Here is a 14,275-nt window from a genome sequence, read left to right on the forward strand (position 1 = left end):
TAGGTGCGGATGACGACGGCTCCGGTAACACGTTCGTGAGCCCTGGTGACACCGCTGTCACCCGGCTCCGCCCTCGGGGGCGTCGCCGAGGGAGTCCGGCATCAGATAGCCGACACCGCGCAGGGTACGGATGTATCCCGCTCCGTCCGGGGTCGCCGCCAACCGGGAGCGCAACCGGTAGACGGTGGACTTGACCACGTCCCGGCCGCCGATCAGGTCGGTCGTCCCCCACACCTCGCGGAGCAGGTCCTGCCACGACTGCGGGGTGCCGCGGCGGGCCGCGAGGTGGGCGAGCAGCTTGAACTCGGTGTACGGCAGGTTGAGCTGACGACCGGCGAGCACGACGGTCCGGTTGGTCAGGTCGATCACCAGCTTGTCGACCCGGATCGCGGAGCCGGTGTCGCGACGCCGGCGCACCAGCGCCTGGGCCCGCAGCGCCACCTCGCGGGGGTGGAACGGCTTCGTCACGTAGTCGTCGGCCCCGTGTTCCAGGCCGGCGATCACATCGTCCTGTTGGGACAGGGCGGTGAGCAGCATGATCGGGACCTCGGAGCGGGCGCGGATCCGCTGGCAGAGGCTCAACCCGTCCATGGTCGGCATGAGCACGTCCAGGACGACCAGGTCGATCGGTCGGGTCCGCAGCAGGTGCAGCGCGGTCGCGCCGTCGTGCGCGACGAGCACGGAGAACCCCTGGGTCTCCAGGGCGAACTCGACGATCACCGTCATCTGCGGTTCGTCGTCGACGACCAGGGCCGTCGGACCGGAACGATCGGAGCGGGCCTCGACCGGACCGGTCACGATCCGGTACCGGCCGGCGCGGTGCGGGGCAGGGTGAAGAGGAACGTGGTTCCCCGCTGCGACGCGGTGTGCACCATGATCTCGCCTCCGTGTAGCTCCACTATCGTCTTGGTGATGACCAGGCCGAGTCCGGTCCCGTCGGCCAGCGGTCGCCCGGTGGCGAACCGGTGGAACAGCCGGTGCCGCTCCTCCCGGCTCATCCCGGCCCCGTCGTCGGTCACGTAGACGGCGAGCCCGGTGTCGATCGCTGTCACCCTGACGTCGATGCTGCCACCGGTGGTGGTGAACCGGCTGGCGTTGGAGAGCAGATTGGTGATGGCCTGGGCCAGCAGCATCGGATCGGCCTCGATCCTCGGCGTCACCTGCGGGGCGTCCAGACTGATCCGCTGTTGCCGCTGCGCGCAGAGTGGACGCATCGCGGTGACGACGTCCCGGGCGACCACCGAAAGGTCCACCCGTTCCAGTTTCGGGACGAAGAGCCCCGCCTCGATCTTCGCCTGGATCAGCAGGCTCTCACAGAGCCCGATCACCTGGGTGGACTGGTGGTCGAGCACCTGGAGCAGCCGGCCCTGCGCCGGGGTCAGCGGACCCGGCATCCCCTCCCGGAGCAGGTCCACCGCCCCTTTGATCATGCTGAGCGGGGTGCGCAGTTCGTGGCTGAGCGAGGTCACCTGGTCGGCCCGCCGCTGCACCGAATGCTCCAGCTCGACGAGTTCGGCCCGGAGCCTGGCCCGGATGTGACGGCCGCGCAGCGCCGTCAGAATCGCGCCGGTGAACGCACCGGCCAGCAGCGCGAGCGCCACGAGCCACATCGATCCCACCCGTCGGCCGGGTCCGGGTCACTCCGGCGAATGCACGCCGGGGCGCCTGCCCTTCGCCGCCGCCATCGGGTGGGGCGTGCGACGGAGGACGTCCTGAAGCTTGTCGACGTCGCCGATCGTACGCGGGTCAGCGGGATCCGCGACCTCCGGAGAGCGCGCTGCCCAGGCGACCCGCCAAACCGCGAGCGCGCCTGGGCAGCGCCGGTACCGGCCGGGCGGCCAGCTTCGGGTCAGGCGGCCGGAATGTACTTCTCCAGGTCGTCGAGGATCTTTCCGGCTGCGGTGACACCGATCCCGGTCATCCAGGTCTCGTCGGCGACCACGTACGCCCTGCCGGCCCTGACCGCCGGGAGGTTCTTCCAGAGGCTGCCGCCGGTCACCCTCGCCTGCTCGGCGGCGGCCTTCTCGCCGAACGCGGTGACGAAGATGATGTCCCCGTCGACCTCGGAGATCCGTTCCGGGCTCACCTTGTCGAACCGCTTGTCCTCCTTGTTCGCCAGCAGTTGCCGCTCCGGCCGGCCCAGCCCGACGTCACCGAGGACGAGGCCGGAGAAGGACTCGGGGCCGTACACCCGGATCTCGGTGGGCCGGAAACGGACGATCGAGATCTTCCGGGCGGCGGCGTCGCCGAGCTCGGCACCGAGGTCCTTGGCCCGCTTCTCGTACGCGGCCAGCAGGTCCTTCGCCTCCTGCTCCTTGCCGAGCGCCTGCCCGTCGAGGAGGAAGTTCTCCTTCCAGCTGATGCCGACCCGCTCGGTGAAGACGGTCGGGGCGATCGCGGTGAGTTCGTCGTAGAACTTCTCCTGCCGGAACTTGCTGCCGAGGATCAGGTCCGGCTGGAGCGCGGTGATCGCCTCCAGGTCCGGCTCGGTGAGCAGGCCGACCTGCTTGATCCCGGCGACCTTCTCCGCACCGAAGTACGACGGCCAGCCGGCCACCTCGCCGGCCTGGGCGGCGCCGACGGGCACCACCCCGAGGGAGAGGGCGGTGTCGATCTTGTCGGAGTCGAGTACGACGACCCGCTTCGGCTGCGCCGGCACCTCCGTACTGCCCATCGCGTGGGTGACGGTCCGGGTCTGCGCCCCGGCCTCCGCACCGACCACCGGATCGCTGCTGGTGCAGCCGGCCAGACCGGCGCCGAGAGCGGCGACGGTGAGCAGGGTCATGACTGTGCGGCGCATGAGGAACCTTTCTCCAGGGACAGCGTGCCCAGGGCCGGGACGACCAGTGGCGCCCCGGTCACCGGGCAGGGCACGACGACACAGTCGAGCCCGAAGACGTCGCGGACCAGCTCCGCGGTGAGAATCTGCCGGGGCGGCCCGGCGGCGACCACCGCGCCGTCCCGCATCGCGACCAGGTGGTCGGCGTACCGGGCGGCCTGGTTGAGGTCGTGCAGGACGGCGACGACGGTACGGCCGCGCTCGGTACGCAGCCGGTGCAGCAGGTCCAGCACCTCCACCTGGTGGGCCAGGTCGAGGAAGGTGGTCGGCTCGTCGAGCAGCAGCGCCTCGGTGTCCTGGGCCAGCGTCATGGCGATCCAGACCCGCTGCCGTTGCCCGCCGGAGAGGGTGTCGACGGGGCGCTCGGCCAGCGCGGCGACGTCGGCCAGCACCATCGCCTCGCGGACCGCCACCTCGTCCTCCGGGGACCACTGCCGCCACCACCGCTGGTACGGCTGCCGCCCCCGGCCGACCAGGTCGGCCACGGTCACCCCCTCCGGCACCAGCGGGCTCTGCGGCAGTACGCCCAGCCGGCGGGCGACCGCCCGGGTCGGCAGGTCCCGGATCGCCTCCCCGTCGAGCAGTACGGCGCCCCGGCGCGGGGTGAGCAGCCGGGCCATGGTCCGCAACAGGGTCGACTTGCCGCAGGCGTTCGGTCCGACGATGACGGTGAACGCGTCGGAGGGCAGTTCCAGGTCGAGGCCGTCGATGACGGTCCGGTCCTCGTACCCGACCGTGAGATCGCGCGTGGAGAGCATCTAGGAGACCTTCCGTCGGCCACGGAGCAGCAGGTAGATCAGGTACGGCCCGCCGAGGGCGGCGGTGAGTACCCCGGCCGGAAGCTGGGTGGGGGCGAAGAGCCGGCGGCCGGCGAGATCGGCGAGGACCACCAGCAGCGCCCCGACCAGGGCGGCGCAGAACAGCGGCGGCCGTTCGGCCCGGACCAGCCGCCGGGCCATCTGCGGGGCGGCCAGGGCCACGAAGTCCACCGCGCCGACCTGCGCGGTGACCATCGCGGCGGCCAGTACCCCGGTGGTGGCCAGGCCGACGCGGCGGGCGACCGGACGCAGCCCGATCCCCCGGGCGGTGTCGTCGTCGAGCGCGCTGCCGTTCAGCGCCCAGCCGGCCCAGGCGAGCACCGGCAGCAGCACCAGCAGGGTCACCCCGAGGTACGCCGCCTCCGTCCAGCCCTTGCCGGCCAGCGTGCCGACCAGCCAGATCTGCGCCCGGATCCCGTCGATCGGGTCCGCCGAGAGCATCACCACCTCGGTCAGCGCCCGCAGCGCCACCGCGACGGCGACCCCGGCCAGCACGAACCGCTGCGCGGCGAGGCCGTGCCGCAGGCCGAGCAGCAGCACCGCGACCGCCGCGAGGAGTCCACCGGCGAGCGCGGCGGGGGCGATCAGCGCGGCGCTCGCCCCGGTGGTCAGCGCCACGGTGGCGGCGAGTCCGGCCCCCTGGCTGACGCCGATGACGTCGGGACTGGCCAGCGGGTTGCGGGCGACGGTCTGGATCAGCGTGCCGGCGATGCCGAAGACCGCCCCGACCGCCACCGCCAGGACCACCCGGGGCAGCCGCAGTTCGAGGACGACGAGGTCGTAGCGGGTGCCGGTGCCGAGCAGCGACGCGAGCACGTCCTGCGGGGCGACGTACGGGGTGCCGAGCGACAGCGCCAGCACCACGGCGGCGGCGAGCAGCACGACCAGTACCCCGCCGACCAGCAGCGGCCGGTGCCGTACGACCAGCCGGGTGGGGCCGAGCCGGAGCATGGTCCGGCCCAGCGGTACCGCCGGGATCGTCCCGCTCCGGCCGGTCACGCGGTCACCGTCCGGGCCCGGCGGATCAGCACGACCAGCAGCGGCGCGCCGAGCAGCGCGGTGACGATGCCGGCCGGCACCTCGCCGGGCGGCGCGACGAGCCGGCCGATGACGTCGGCGGCGAGCAGCAGCGCCGGCCCGAGCAGCGCCGCCACCGCGAGGGTCCAGCGATGGTCGACGCCGACCAGGGCGCGGGCCAGGTGCGGCACGGCGAGTCCGACGAACGCGATCGGCCCGGCCGCGGCGACCGCCGCCCCGATCAGGAGTACCGCGCCCGCTCCCCCGGCGAGCCGGACCAGCCCGATCCGGTGGCCGAGCCCGCGGGCGACGTCGTCGCCGAGCGCCAGCGCGTCGAGGCCACGGGCGGCGAAGAGGGCCAGCAGGACACCGGCGACCACGAACGGGGCGACCTGGCCGGCGACGGCCGCGTCCCGGCCGGTCAGCCCCCCGACGACCCAGAAGCGGTACTCCTCGAAGGTGCGGGCGTCGACGGTGAGCAGGGCGATCACCGTCGCGCCGAGGCTGGCGTCCAGGGCGACGCCGACCAGGGCCAGGGTCACCGGGCTGGCGCCCTCGCGGGCCCGGTTCGCGATACCGAAGACGAGCAGGCCGGCGAGGAGGGCGCCGACGACACCGAACCAGACGTACCCGGCCAGGGTGCCGACCCCGAACACCGCGATCGCGAGCACCACGCCGAGGGAGGCGCCGGCGCTGACCCCGAGGATCCGGGGCTCGGCCAACGGGTTGCGGGTGAGTGCCTGGAGCAGTACCCCGGCCAGCGCGAGCGCGGGACCCACCACGAGGCCGAGCAGGGTACGCGGGACGCGCAGTTCCCGGACGATGGTGCTCGCCTCGCCGCCGTCCGGTGCGACCAGCGCGTGCCACACCTCGGCGGGTGCCAGCGGCTTGCTGCCGAGTGCGAGACTGGCCAGCACCGTCAGGACCAGCAGTACGGCCACCGCGCCGGTGACGGCGACGCGCCGGCCGACCCGGCGGCTCGGCCGGGTTCCGGTCCTGGTGACCTCGGCCGCTACCGTCGTCACGATGTTTCTCCGCACCCCTCGGATTAGGTTCGGCTAACCTTACGATTCCCGACCTGCCGCGCCTAACCGGGATGACGGATCTCACCGCCGCGACCTGCACCGGAGCGCGAGGCGAAGCCACCCGGCACCGGCTCCGGAGGGTCGCCTCACGCAGAGCGCCCGAACCTTGACCAAGGGTGATGGAATGCCGGACCCGATCTTTACCCACCCGCTGCTCGCAGCCGTCTACGACGCCTTCGACGGCGACCGCGACGACCTCGCCGGCTATCTCGCGATCGCCGACGAACTGGGCGCGGAGACGGTGCTCGACGTCGGTTGCGGCACCGGATCGCTGGCGATCCTGCTCGCCCGGCACGGCCGCTCGGTGGTCGGCGTCGACCCGGCCGAGGCGTCGTTGCAGGTCGCGCGCGGCAAGGACCCGGCGGGGACGGTCCGCTGGATCCACGGTGACTGCACGGCGCTGCCACCGGTCGAGGCCGACCTGGCCACGATGACCGGAAACGTCGCCCAGGTCTTCCTGACCGACGACGACTGGGCGCGGACCCTCCGGGGCATCCGCGCCGCGCTCCGCCCGGCCGGCCACCTCGTCTTCGAGACCCGGCGACCGGAACGCCGTGCCTGGCAGGAGTGGGCGGCCACGGTGGACCCGGTCACCCTGGAGATCCCGGGCACCGGTCCGGTGCAGCGACGCCTGGAGGTCACCGAGGTCGGCCTCCCGTTCGTCTCCTTCCGGTACGTCTACCGGTTCCTGGCCGACGGCACGGTCGTCACCTCGGACTCCACGCTGCGGTTCCGGGAGCGCGACGAGGTGGCGGCGAGCCTCGCCGCCAACGGCTACCGGGTCCTCGACGTGCGCGACGCACCGGACCGGCCCGGCCGGGAGTTCGTCTTCGTCGCCCGGCGCTCGCGCTGACCCGGCCCCGCCACCGGAACAGGCGGTGACGCCCCGGGTACCGGTCAGTCCTCGTGGCCGAGGATGGACGGCGGTGGGTCCGCCTCGCCGCTCCACTCCAGCGTCCCGTCGCCGGACCAGGCAGTGCCGTCGTCGGCCAGCCGGGGGTCGGTGATCGGGTACCCGTCGGCGGGCCGACCGGCGAAGCCGGCACCCGGCCGCCCCATCATCGGTGCGGCGCCGGCCGCCGCGACCGGCCGGCGGTGCCGGTCCCGGAGCCGGGGCGGCCCTTGGCGCCGGCCGTACGACTGACCAGGTGGTTGCCGAGCCCGGCCAGGGCTCTCGGCAACGCCGATCACGGGCGAGGGTGGCGGCCAAACACTAAGCCGATGAGGTTCAGAAACATCGAGTCGGTGGAAGTCGGTGCGACCGGCGGGATCCACAGACGACGGCCGGGCCGCCGCACCCCGGCCGGAGCGCCCGTCAACGCCACCTGAAGGCTGCGGGGGTGGCCCGGCCGACGGTCTCCGCCCGAGCCACGGCACAGAACTCGCGGATCCGCTCCCGGACCGGTTCCGTCTCCATGCCCAGCACCCGGTAGAGCAGGCCCGCGTCGTTCGGCAGCCGGCTCGCCCCGGCCGCCAACGGGACGTCGGCGTCCCAGACCGGTGGCGTCCGGTCGGCCACCCGTCCGGCCCGCTCCGCCGAGGTCAGCAGCACGACGGTGCCGAGGACGTGGAACTCTCCGAAGACGCCCCGCCGGTCGGCACCGAACCGGCCGGGCTCGACGACGAACTTCTCGACGAAGAGGTCCGGCCCGCCGGGTCGGTTCACCCGGAGGGTGGCCGAGAAGAGGTCGTACTGGAAGAGCTCGCCGTCCCGGTGTTTGCGTCCGGGCAGCAGGACCTCCGCGTACAGCGCGGTGGCGGACTCCGGCAGGGTGACCTCGGTGTACGAGTGGAACCGGCTGTGCCGGTACGGGATCACCGGCTCGGGCAGGTACTCCAGATACGCCTCGTCGGCAAGGCTGATCCGCTGCACCTGGGCGGCGTAGTTCGCGTCCATCTGCTGGATCTTCTGGGCCGCCTGTGTGGCGAGGTGCACCCGTGCCCGTGCGCCGAGCGCCACGTCGATCCGGTACCGGTCGCCCTGCACCGTCCCGCCGGAGGTGGAGACGAGGAACACGCAGGCCATCTCCGGCATCGCCGCGTCCCAGTACAGTGCGCGCTGCACCAGCAGCGGGGCCTGCCGGAACAGGTCGACCAATGCCGTGCGACGGCCGCGGCACGCGAAGTCGAGCCGGAGCAGTCCCACCTTGCCGGGCGCGGCGGCCGGCAGTTGGGCCGGTTGGTCCTGGTACGGCGCCAGCTCCGGTACGCCGTCGAGCCACCTCACGCCGGTACGTCGAGCGCGCCCGCCGACCGGCCGGTAGGCGGCTGAGGACCGGTACCGACCGGCGGGGCAAGGTCGAACAGCACGTCGTACCGGATCAGGGAGATCAGTTCGTCGACCCCGGAACCGGTACGGCAGTTGGTGAAGACGAACGGCTTCCCGTCGCGCATCGCGGCAGCGTCCCGTGCCATCACCTCCAGATCGGCGTCGACGTACGGGGCAAGGTCGATCTTGTTGATGACGAGGATGTCGGAGCGGGCGATACCCGGACCGTTCTTCCGGGGGATCTTGTCACCGGCCGCCACGTCGATCACGTAGACGAAGTGGTCGACCAGGGCCGGGCTGAAGGTGAGCGTCAGGTTGTCCCCGCCGCTCTCGATGAGCACCAGGTCGCTGTCCGGGAAGCGCCGCTCCATGTCCTCCACGGCGGCGAGGTTCATGCTCGGATCCTCCCGGATCGCGGTGTGCGGGCATGCCCCGGTTTCCACCCCGATGATCCGCTCGGGCACAAGCACACCGGTGAGCGCCCGCCGCACGTGCGCGGCATCCTCGGTGGTCACCACGTCGTTGGTCACCACCAGCACCCGCAACCCGCTCTCGACCAGCCTCGGCACGATGGCCTCGATGATCGCCGTCTTGCCGCTGCCGACCGGGCCACCCACCCCGATCCGACTCGCTGTCTTCACCACACCACTCCCGATCTCGTCCCCAGCAATCAGTTCATGAACATCCGCACGTGCGCCCGCACGTGGGCCGCCGCGAGCACGTCCAGCACCGGCCCGAAGGTGGCCATGTCGTCCAGGCCGACACCAGCCACCCGGCGGTACTCGTCGGCGGCGGTCGCGTTCACCGCGTACAGGATCGACTGGGTGTCGAGGTGGTCGACCCGGATCAGTCGTACGGCGGCCCCGAGCACCATCGTCGCGACCCCGTACTGGTGTACGGCGAACGCGTCCACTTCGGAGAGGCCGAGGATGGCGAAGAGCACGCCGAGCGCAACCGGATAGGTGACCGGGACCCGGTCTTCGGCCGCCTCCCGGAACCGCTTGTCGAGCAGCGAGTCGCCGACGATGTGCCCGGCGGCCTCGGCGAGCTTGCGACCCATCCGTACCGTCATGGTCCGGCTCTCCTCGGAGAGCTTGCGCAGGTGCACCGCCTCGTCGGCGCGGCGGATCCCGGCCAGGTCGCCGGCCCGGGCCGCCCGGTGCCCGACCAGCAACGCCACCCCGTCACAGCCGGCAGCCAGGTGGGCCACGGTGGCGACGAACTCCGCCAGCTCGGACCGGTCCCGCACCACTCCGAGCTGGACAGCCATCTCCAGGCCGCCGGAGAAGGCGAACCCGCCGACCGGGAACATCGAGTCGCCGAACTGGAGGATCTTCACCGTCGCCGAGATGTCCGGCAGGCTGGACGGCGGGTCGGGCGGCATCAGTCGGCGATCTCGGCGACGTGCGAGTGCGGCGTCGAGTCCGCCCCGCCGAAGAGCCGGCGGGCCTCGTGCGGGGCGAGGTAGGCGATCACCTCGGTACCGGGCAGGAACTCGTGGCGGATCCCGGCCAGGTCGTGGGTCCGCATCACCGAGTCCATCACCGTCCGGTCGACGGTCACCGGCACGTACATCCGGGTACCCCGGACCACCGCCGGCCAGTGCTGGTTGCCGATCGCGTGCCCGAGTTCCACTGCCGAGCGGAGGCCGAGCTCTACGGGTTCCTTCTCCAGCCCGCCGAGGTGGACGACCATCACCTCGCCGAGTTCGACCTCGGCGACGATCGCGGTCGCCGCCACCTCGTCCCAGTGCAGCACGTCTCCGTCGCGCAGCCGGCTGCCCCGGCCCAGCGAGAGCGCGACCTCGACACCGTGCGCGGTCCGCTTGCGCAGCCGGCTCTTCTGCGCCTGCCACTGGTCGAGTCGCAGGCTGTCCACCCGCGCCACGTCCAGCCGGCTCCGCCAGTGCGGGTCGGCCGCGTTGCCCAGTACCGATTCCACGAGCATCTCGATCTCCTGTAGTTCCGGTCCGTCCCGGGTACCGCTAGCTGAAGAAGTAGAGCTGGCTCAGCGGCAGGGTGCGGGCCGGCGGGACGGTGGCGTGCACCCCGTCGACCCGGACCGCGAAGGTCTCCGCGTCCACCTCGATGCGGGGCAGGACGTCGTTGCGCACCATGTCCCGCTTGGTCAGGCTCCGGGTGCCGCGCACCGGAAGGACCTGGCGGCGCAGCCTGAGCTTCTCCGCCACCCCGGCCTCGCAGCCGGCCTGCGACATGAAGGTCACGCAGCTCTCGCTGAGCGCGGTGCCGTACGCGCCGAACATCGGCCGGTAGACGACCGGCTGTGGGGTCGGCACCGAGGCGTTCGGGTCACCCATCAGCGACCAGGCGATCATCCCGTTCTTGATCACCATCTTGGGTTTGGCGCCGAAGAAGGCCGGGTCCCAGAGCACCAGGTCGGCGAGCTTGCCGGGCGCGACGGAACCGAGCACGTGGGCGATGCCCTGGGTGACCGCCGGATTGATGGTGACCTTGGCGATGTAGCGGAGTACCCGGAAGTTGTCGTTGTCGGGCGAGTCCTCCGGCAGTTTGCCCCGGGCCAGCTTCATCGTGCCGGCGAGCTGGACGGTGCGCAGCCAGGTCTCGCCGATCCGGCCCATCGCCTGCGAGTCGCTGGACATCATCGAGATGACGCCCATGTCCTGGAGGACGTCCTCGGCGGCGATCGTCTCGGCGCGGACCCGGCTCTCCACGAACGCCACGTCGGACGGGACCTTGGGGTTGAAGTTGTGCGCCACCATGATCATGTCGAACAGCTCGGCCTGGCTGTTGATCCCGTATGGGTTGGTCGGTGTGGTGGAGCTGGGCAGGCAGTTGATCTGGCCGGCGACCTTGATGATGTCCGGTGCGTGCCCACCGCCCGACCCCTCGGTGTGGTAGGTGTGGATGGTCCGGCCGGCGAACGCGGCGATGCTGTCCTCCACGTACCCGCTCTCGTTGAGCGTGTCGGTGTGCACGGCCACCTGGACGTCGAACCGCTCTGCGGCGGTCAGCACCGAGCGGATCGCCTCCGGCGTCGCACCCCAGTCCTCGTGGATCTTGAAACCCGCCGCACCGGCGAGCGCCTGCTCGGCCAGCGGCCCCCAGCCCGAACTGTTGCCCTTGGCGATCAGCCCGACGTTGATCGGGATCCCCTCGAAGGCCCGCATCATGGCGTGCAGGTTCCACGGCCCGGGTGTGGCGTTAACCCCGTTCGAACTGTCGCTCGGGCCGGTGCCGCCGCCCCAGATGGTGGTGACCCCGTTGCTGAGCGCGGCGTACGCCTGCTGGGGCGCGACGAGGTGCACGTGGGTGTCGACGCCCCCGGCGGTCAGGATGAGATGCTCCCCGGAGATCGCGTCGCTGCCCGGGCCGGTCACCAGCCCCGGGGTGACCCCGGCCATCACGTCCGGGTTGCCTGCCTTGCCGATCCCGGCGATCCTGCCGTCCTTCACCCCGACGTCGGCCTTCACCACGCCGAGGCAGGCGTCCAGCACGGTCACGTTCGTGATGACCAGGTCCAGTACGCCGTTGGCACTGGTGAACTCGGCACTGGAGCCCATGCCGTCCCGCAGGGTCTTGCCGCCACCGTAGACTGTCTCGTCGCCGAGGGTGCGCAGGTCCTCCTCGATCTCGATGTAGAGGTCCGTGTCGCCCAGCCGGATCTTGTCACCGGTCGTCGGGCCGTACAGTCCGGCATACTCCTGCCGGGATATCCGACTCATTCGCTCTGCTCCCGGACTGTTCGCTCAGGTCCCGGGCCACCCGCCGGCGGCCTTCGTGCTCTGCCGTCGCGGCTACTTCCGCCGGCCGTGCGGAGTGCCGCCGGCCGTCGCCGGACCCTCCCCAGTATCGTTCCGGCCGCTGCCGGCGACGTCCTTTTCGGAGGTGGACCGGAAACCGCGCAACCGGGCGCGACGGGCGACCTCCGGGCGGTCCGGCTGATAGCCCGGCTCCGGGCCGGTGCCGGTCCAGCCGTTCACCAGGCCGTTGAACCCGTACGCCCGCTGCCGGCCGGCGTACGGCACGAGCTGGACGGTCCTGCTGTCACCGGGTTCGAACCGGATCGACGTGCCGGCCGGGATGTCCAGCCGCCAGCCGAAGGTCGCCTCCCGGTCGAATTCGAGGTACCGGTTCGTCTCGTAGAAGTGGAAGTGCGAGCCCACCTGGATGGGGCGGTCCCCGGTGTTGTGCACCTCGATCTGGATGGTGGGCCGGCCCGCGTTCAGTTCCAGCGGCTCGTCGGAGAGGACGTAGCCGCCGATCGGCTGGGTACGCTTCGGGCCGGGCCCGGGGTGTCGCCGCGGGTCGGGCATCTCCGCTCACCTCCTGTCCGGGTCCGGCCAGCGGGCATCGACTGCCTGCTACTGGATCGGCGAGTGCACCGTCACCAGCCGACTGCCATCGGTGAAGACCGCCTCCACCTGGACCATCGGCACCAGGTCGGCCACTCCCTCCATGACGTCGTCCCGGGTCAGGACGTGGCTGGCGAGGTGCATGACCTCCTCCACGGTCTTGCCCTCCCGGGCTCCCTCCAGCGCCGCCGCGGCGACCACCGCGACCGCCTCCGGATGGTTGAGCTTGACGCCCCGACCCTTGCGGGCGGCGGCGATCTGGGCCACCGAGAGGATGGTCAGCTTGTCGAACTCCTTCGGGGTGAGGTGCATGCTCCGTCCTCACGTTCCTTTCGCTGGCCGCCGGGTCCGGGATTCCGCGTCGGCGGCACGAGCTGTTCGTACCCGCGCTGCGCGCCTGGCACCACCACGATAAGCGACACAACGCTGCAACAACGGCGAAATGCCGCAATAGACCCGGGGCTGGAGACAGTCGCCACGGGCGCGCGATCCCGGAGAGCCGATCCCGGGCCGGCGGCCGCCTCCTGGCCGGAGCCGATCAGACTCCGGCCAGGCCCTGCGGGCTGTTGTACGGGATGCCCACGCTGGTGATCTCTTCGAGCGACCCGTCCGGCTGGACGGCGTACCCCACCAGCTTGGCGGCGTTCCCGTAGATCTGGTACAGGTACGCGCCGTCGGGAGTCAGCCAACTGTCGCTGGGACCACTGCTCACGGTGCCGTTGAGTGCCCGGAACGTACCGTCGCCGGGAACCCTCGGGCAGGCGGGGTCCTTGGCGATCGTCGGCCGCATGCCGTCCAGGTGGTAGCTGCTGATGTTGCTGTAGCCGAAGTTCGTCGCGAACACCTTGCTGTCGTCCGGCGAGACGGAGAGCCAGCAGAGTTCGGAGGGCTTGCCGGCGCTAGTGTCGATCGTGACGAGCGGGCCGATCTGGATCCCGCCGTCCGGGGCGATGGTGCCCATCACGATTCCGTCGCCGACGGCCTGCCCGACCACGAAGGTGTCGGGGCGACCGTGTAGGAAGGAGATGAAGAACGGGGAGCCGCCGCCCCCGTCGTGGAACGTCGGTGCGCCGAGCGTGCCGTCGCCGGTCACCGGGAAGACGGCGAGCCCGTCGGGATCCGGTTCGTTCGAGGCGATCGACTTCGGCGCGCCGTCCGGCCCCCGCACCCAGAGGATCGCCGAACCGTCCGGATTGGCGGTGGGCGGCTGGTCGAAGGTGGTGCCGACCAGGGTGAACCGCTCGTCGGGCGAGAGCGTGACCATGGTCGCCACCCGGTGGGGCTTGTCCGGCAGGTTTACCGAGTACCGCTCCAGGCGTACCGCGAGCCTGCCGTCGTTGTCGACCGACATCAGCCGGAGGTGGTCGGGGCCGAACGCGTGCAGCACATAGAGCGTGCCGGTCGTCGGCGCGTACGCCAGCGACTTGGCGGTGCCGCTGCGTCCGGTGACGGGATTGCCGGTCGGTTTGTAGTCCAGCGACGTCAGCCGGCCGTCGTCGGCGACGGCGAAACTGGAGACCGAGTTGTCGCCCCCGTTGGTGGCGAACAGGAACCGCCGGTCCGGGCTGAGGATGACGCTGCCCGCGCCCTCGAACGCGTTCGGCGCGCTCTCCTGGCCGCTGATCGGCTTGAACTCCCCGGACCCGGCCCCGCCGGTGGGGACCCGCTCCGCCTCGGTGAGCATGCCGTCCGCCGACCGTACGTAGTGGACGATGGCGTTGCGGGTCTCGTTCGTCTGCATGTAGAGATGCCCACCGTGCCGCGCGTCGCGGTGCGGAGCCTCGGTCGGCACGGCCCGTTGATCCGACATACCCGTTCCCCCGTATCCCGCCGCCGGGTCGCCCCGGCGAAGCGGCAGCCGATCCAACCTGAGGCTACTTCGGCGCCCACGGCGCCGAAGCCGGTACCGGATTT

At 71.7% G+C, this 14,275-nt stretch carries 15 protein-coding genes and 1 pseudogene; 1 reads left to right on the plus strand and 15 read right to left on the minus strand.

All coding sequences use genetic code 11. The features are described 5' to 3' along the window. Positions 1–57: 57 nt before the first annotated feature. The 6 genes from C6361_RS08695 to C6361_RS08720 all read right to left on the minus strand — a co-directional run bounded on the left by C6361_RS08695 (position 58) and on the right by C6361_RS08720 (position 5,699). Positions 58–798, minus strand: a complete 741-nt coding sequence (locus C6361_RS08695; protein ID WP_199853300.1) for a response regulator transcription factor — start codon at positions 796–798, stop codon at positions 58–60. After that, positions 795–1,610, minus strand: coding sequence for a sensor histidine kinase KdpD (locus C6361_RS08700; RefSeq protein WP_107267409.1), 816 nt, complete (start codon positions 1,608–1,610; stop codon positions 795–797). Before C6361_RS08700 ends, C6361_RS08695 begins: the two co-directional genes overlap by 4 nt. A gap of 239 nt (positions 1,611–1,849) precedes the next feature. Beyond that, positions 1,850–2,800, minus strand: a complete 951-nt coding sequence (locus tag C6361_RS08705) for an ABC transporter substrate-binding protein (protein ID WP_107267410.1) — start codon at positions 2,798–2,800, stop codon at positions 1,850–1,852. Further along, positions 2,782–3,597 (minus strand): ABC transporter ATP-binding protein, encoded by an 816-nt coding sequence (locus tag C6361_RS08710; RefSeq protein WP_107267411.1) that lies wholly within the window; start codon positions 3,595–3,597, stop codon positions 2,782–2,784. Before C6361_RS08710 ends, C6361_RS08705 begins: the two co-directional genes overlap by 19 nt. Beyond that, the gene (locus C6361_RS08715) at positions 3,598–4,656 is read right to left on the minus strand and encodes an iron chelate uptake ABC transporter family permease subunit (protein ID WP_234359414.1); all 1,059 of its coding nucleotides are present in this window, start codon (positions 4,654–4,656) and stop codon (positions 3,598–3,600) included. Then, positions 4,653–5,699, minus strand: coding sequence for an iron ABC transporter permease (locus tag C6361_RS08720; RefSeq protein WP_107267412.1), 1,047 nt, complete (start codon positions 5,697–5,699; stop codon positions 4,653–4,655). Before C6361_RS08720 ends, C6361_RS08715 begins: the two co-directional genes overlap by 4 nt. 184 nt (positions 5,700–5,883) lie before the next feature. Here C6361_RS08720 and C6361_RS08725 point away from each other — a divergent pair, with 184 nt between their 5' ends. Next, a complete protein-coding gene (locus C6361_RS08725) occupies positions 5,884–6,612 on the plus strand; it encodes a class I SAM-dependent methyltransferase (RefSeq protein WP_107267413.1) in 729 nt (242 codons plus the stop codon). 44 nt (positions 6,613–6,656) lie between these two features. Here the strand turns inward: C6361_RS08725 and C6361_RS36920 are convergent, their stop codons facing one another. The 9 genes and pseudogenes from C6361_RS36920 to C6361_RS08765 all read right to left on the minus strand — a co-directional run bounded on the left by C6361_RS36920 (position 6,657) and on the right by C6361_RS08765 (position 14,171). Further along, the gene (locus C6361_RS36920) at positions 6,657–6,950 is read right to left on the minus strand and encodes a hypothetical protein (protein WP_159079253.1); all 294 of its coding nucleotides are present in this window, start codon (positions 6,948–6,950) and stop codon (positions 6,657–6,659) included. A gap of 124 nt (positions 6,951–7,074) precedes the next feature. Then, positions 7,075–7,986: an urease accessory protein UreD gene (locus C6361_RS08730; RefSeq protein WP_107267414.1), complete on the minus strand. Its 912-nt coding sequence runs from the start codon at positions 7,984–7,986 to the stop codon at positions 7,075–7,077. Then, positions 7,983–8,669: an urease accessory protein UreG gene (gene ureG, locus C6361_RS08735; RefSeq protein ID WP_107270832.1), complete on the minus strand. Its 687-nt coding sequence runs from the start codon at positions 8,667–8,669 to the stop codon at positions 7,983–7,985. Before ureG ends, C6361_RS08730 begins: the two co-directional genes overlap by 4 nt. A gap of 29 nt (positions 8,670–8,698) precedes the next feature. Then, a complete protein-coding gene (locus C6361_RS08740) occupies positions 8,699–9,412 on the minus strand; it encodes an urease accessory protein UreF (RefSeq protein ID WP_234359415.1) in 714 nt (237 codons plus the stop codon). Further along, positions 9,412–9,975 carry an urease accessory protein UreE gene (gene ureE, locus C6361_RS08745; protein WP_107267415.1) on the minus strand — a complete coding sequence of 188 codons (564 nt, stop codon included), beginning with the start codon at positions 9,973–9,975 and terminating at the stop codon, positions 9,412–9,414. The genes C6361_RS08740 and ureE overlap by 1 nt, the downstream gene beginning before the upstream one ends. A gap of 37 nt (positions 9,976–10,012) precedes the next feature. After that, entirely contained in the window at positions 10,013–11,731 is a 1,719-nt protein-coding gene (locus tag C6361_RS08750; protein ID WP_107267416.1) for an urease subunit alpha, read from the minus strand. A gap of 249 nt (positions 11,732–11,980) precedes the next feature. After that, positions 11,981–12,322: pseudogene (locus C6361_RS08755) on the minus strand (urease subunit beta); the annotation flags it as partial. Positions 12,323–12,370: 48 nt separating this feature from the next. Then, the gene (locus C6361_RS08760; protein WP_107267418.1) at positions 12,371–12,673 is read right to left on the minus strand and encodes an urease subunit gamma; all 303 of its coding nucleotides are present in this window, start codon (positions 12,671–12,673) and stop codon (positions 12,371–12,373) included. Positions 12,674–12,899: 226 nt separating this feature from the next. Then, a complete protein-coding gene (locus C6361_RS08765; protein WP_107267419.1) occupies positions 12,900–14,171 on the minus strand; it encodes a beta-propeller fold lactonase family protein in 1,272 nt (423 codons plus the stop codon). Positions 14,172–14,275 lie beyond the last annotated feature (104 nt).

The organism is Plantactinospora sp. BC1, from assembly GCF_003030345.1.
Taxonomy (GTDB): domain Bacteria; phylum Actinomycetota; class Actinomycetes; order Mycobacteriales; family Micromonosporaceae; genus Plantactinospora.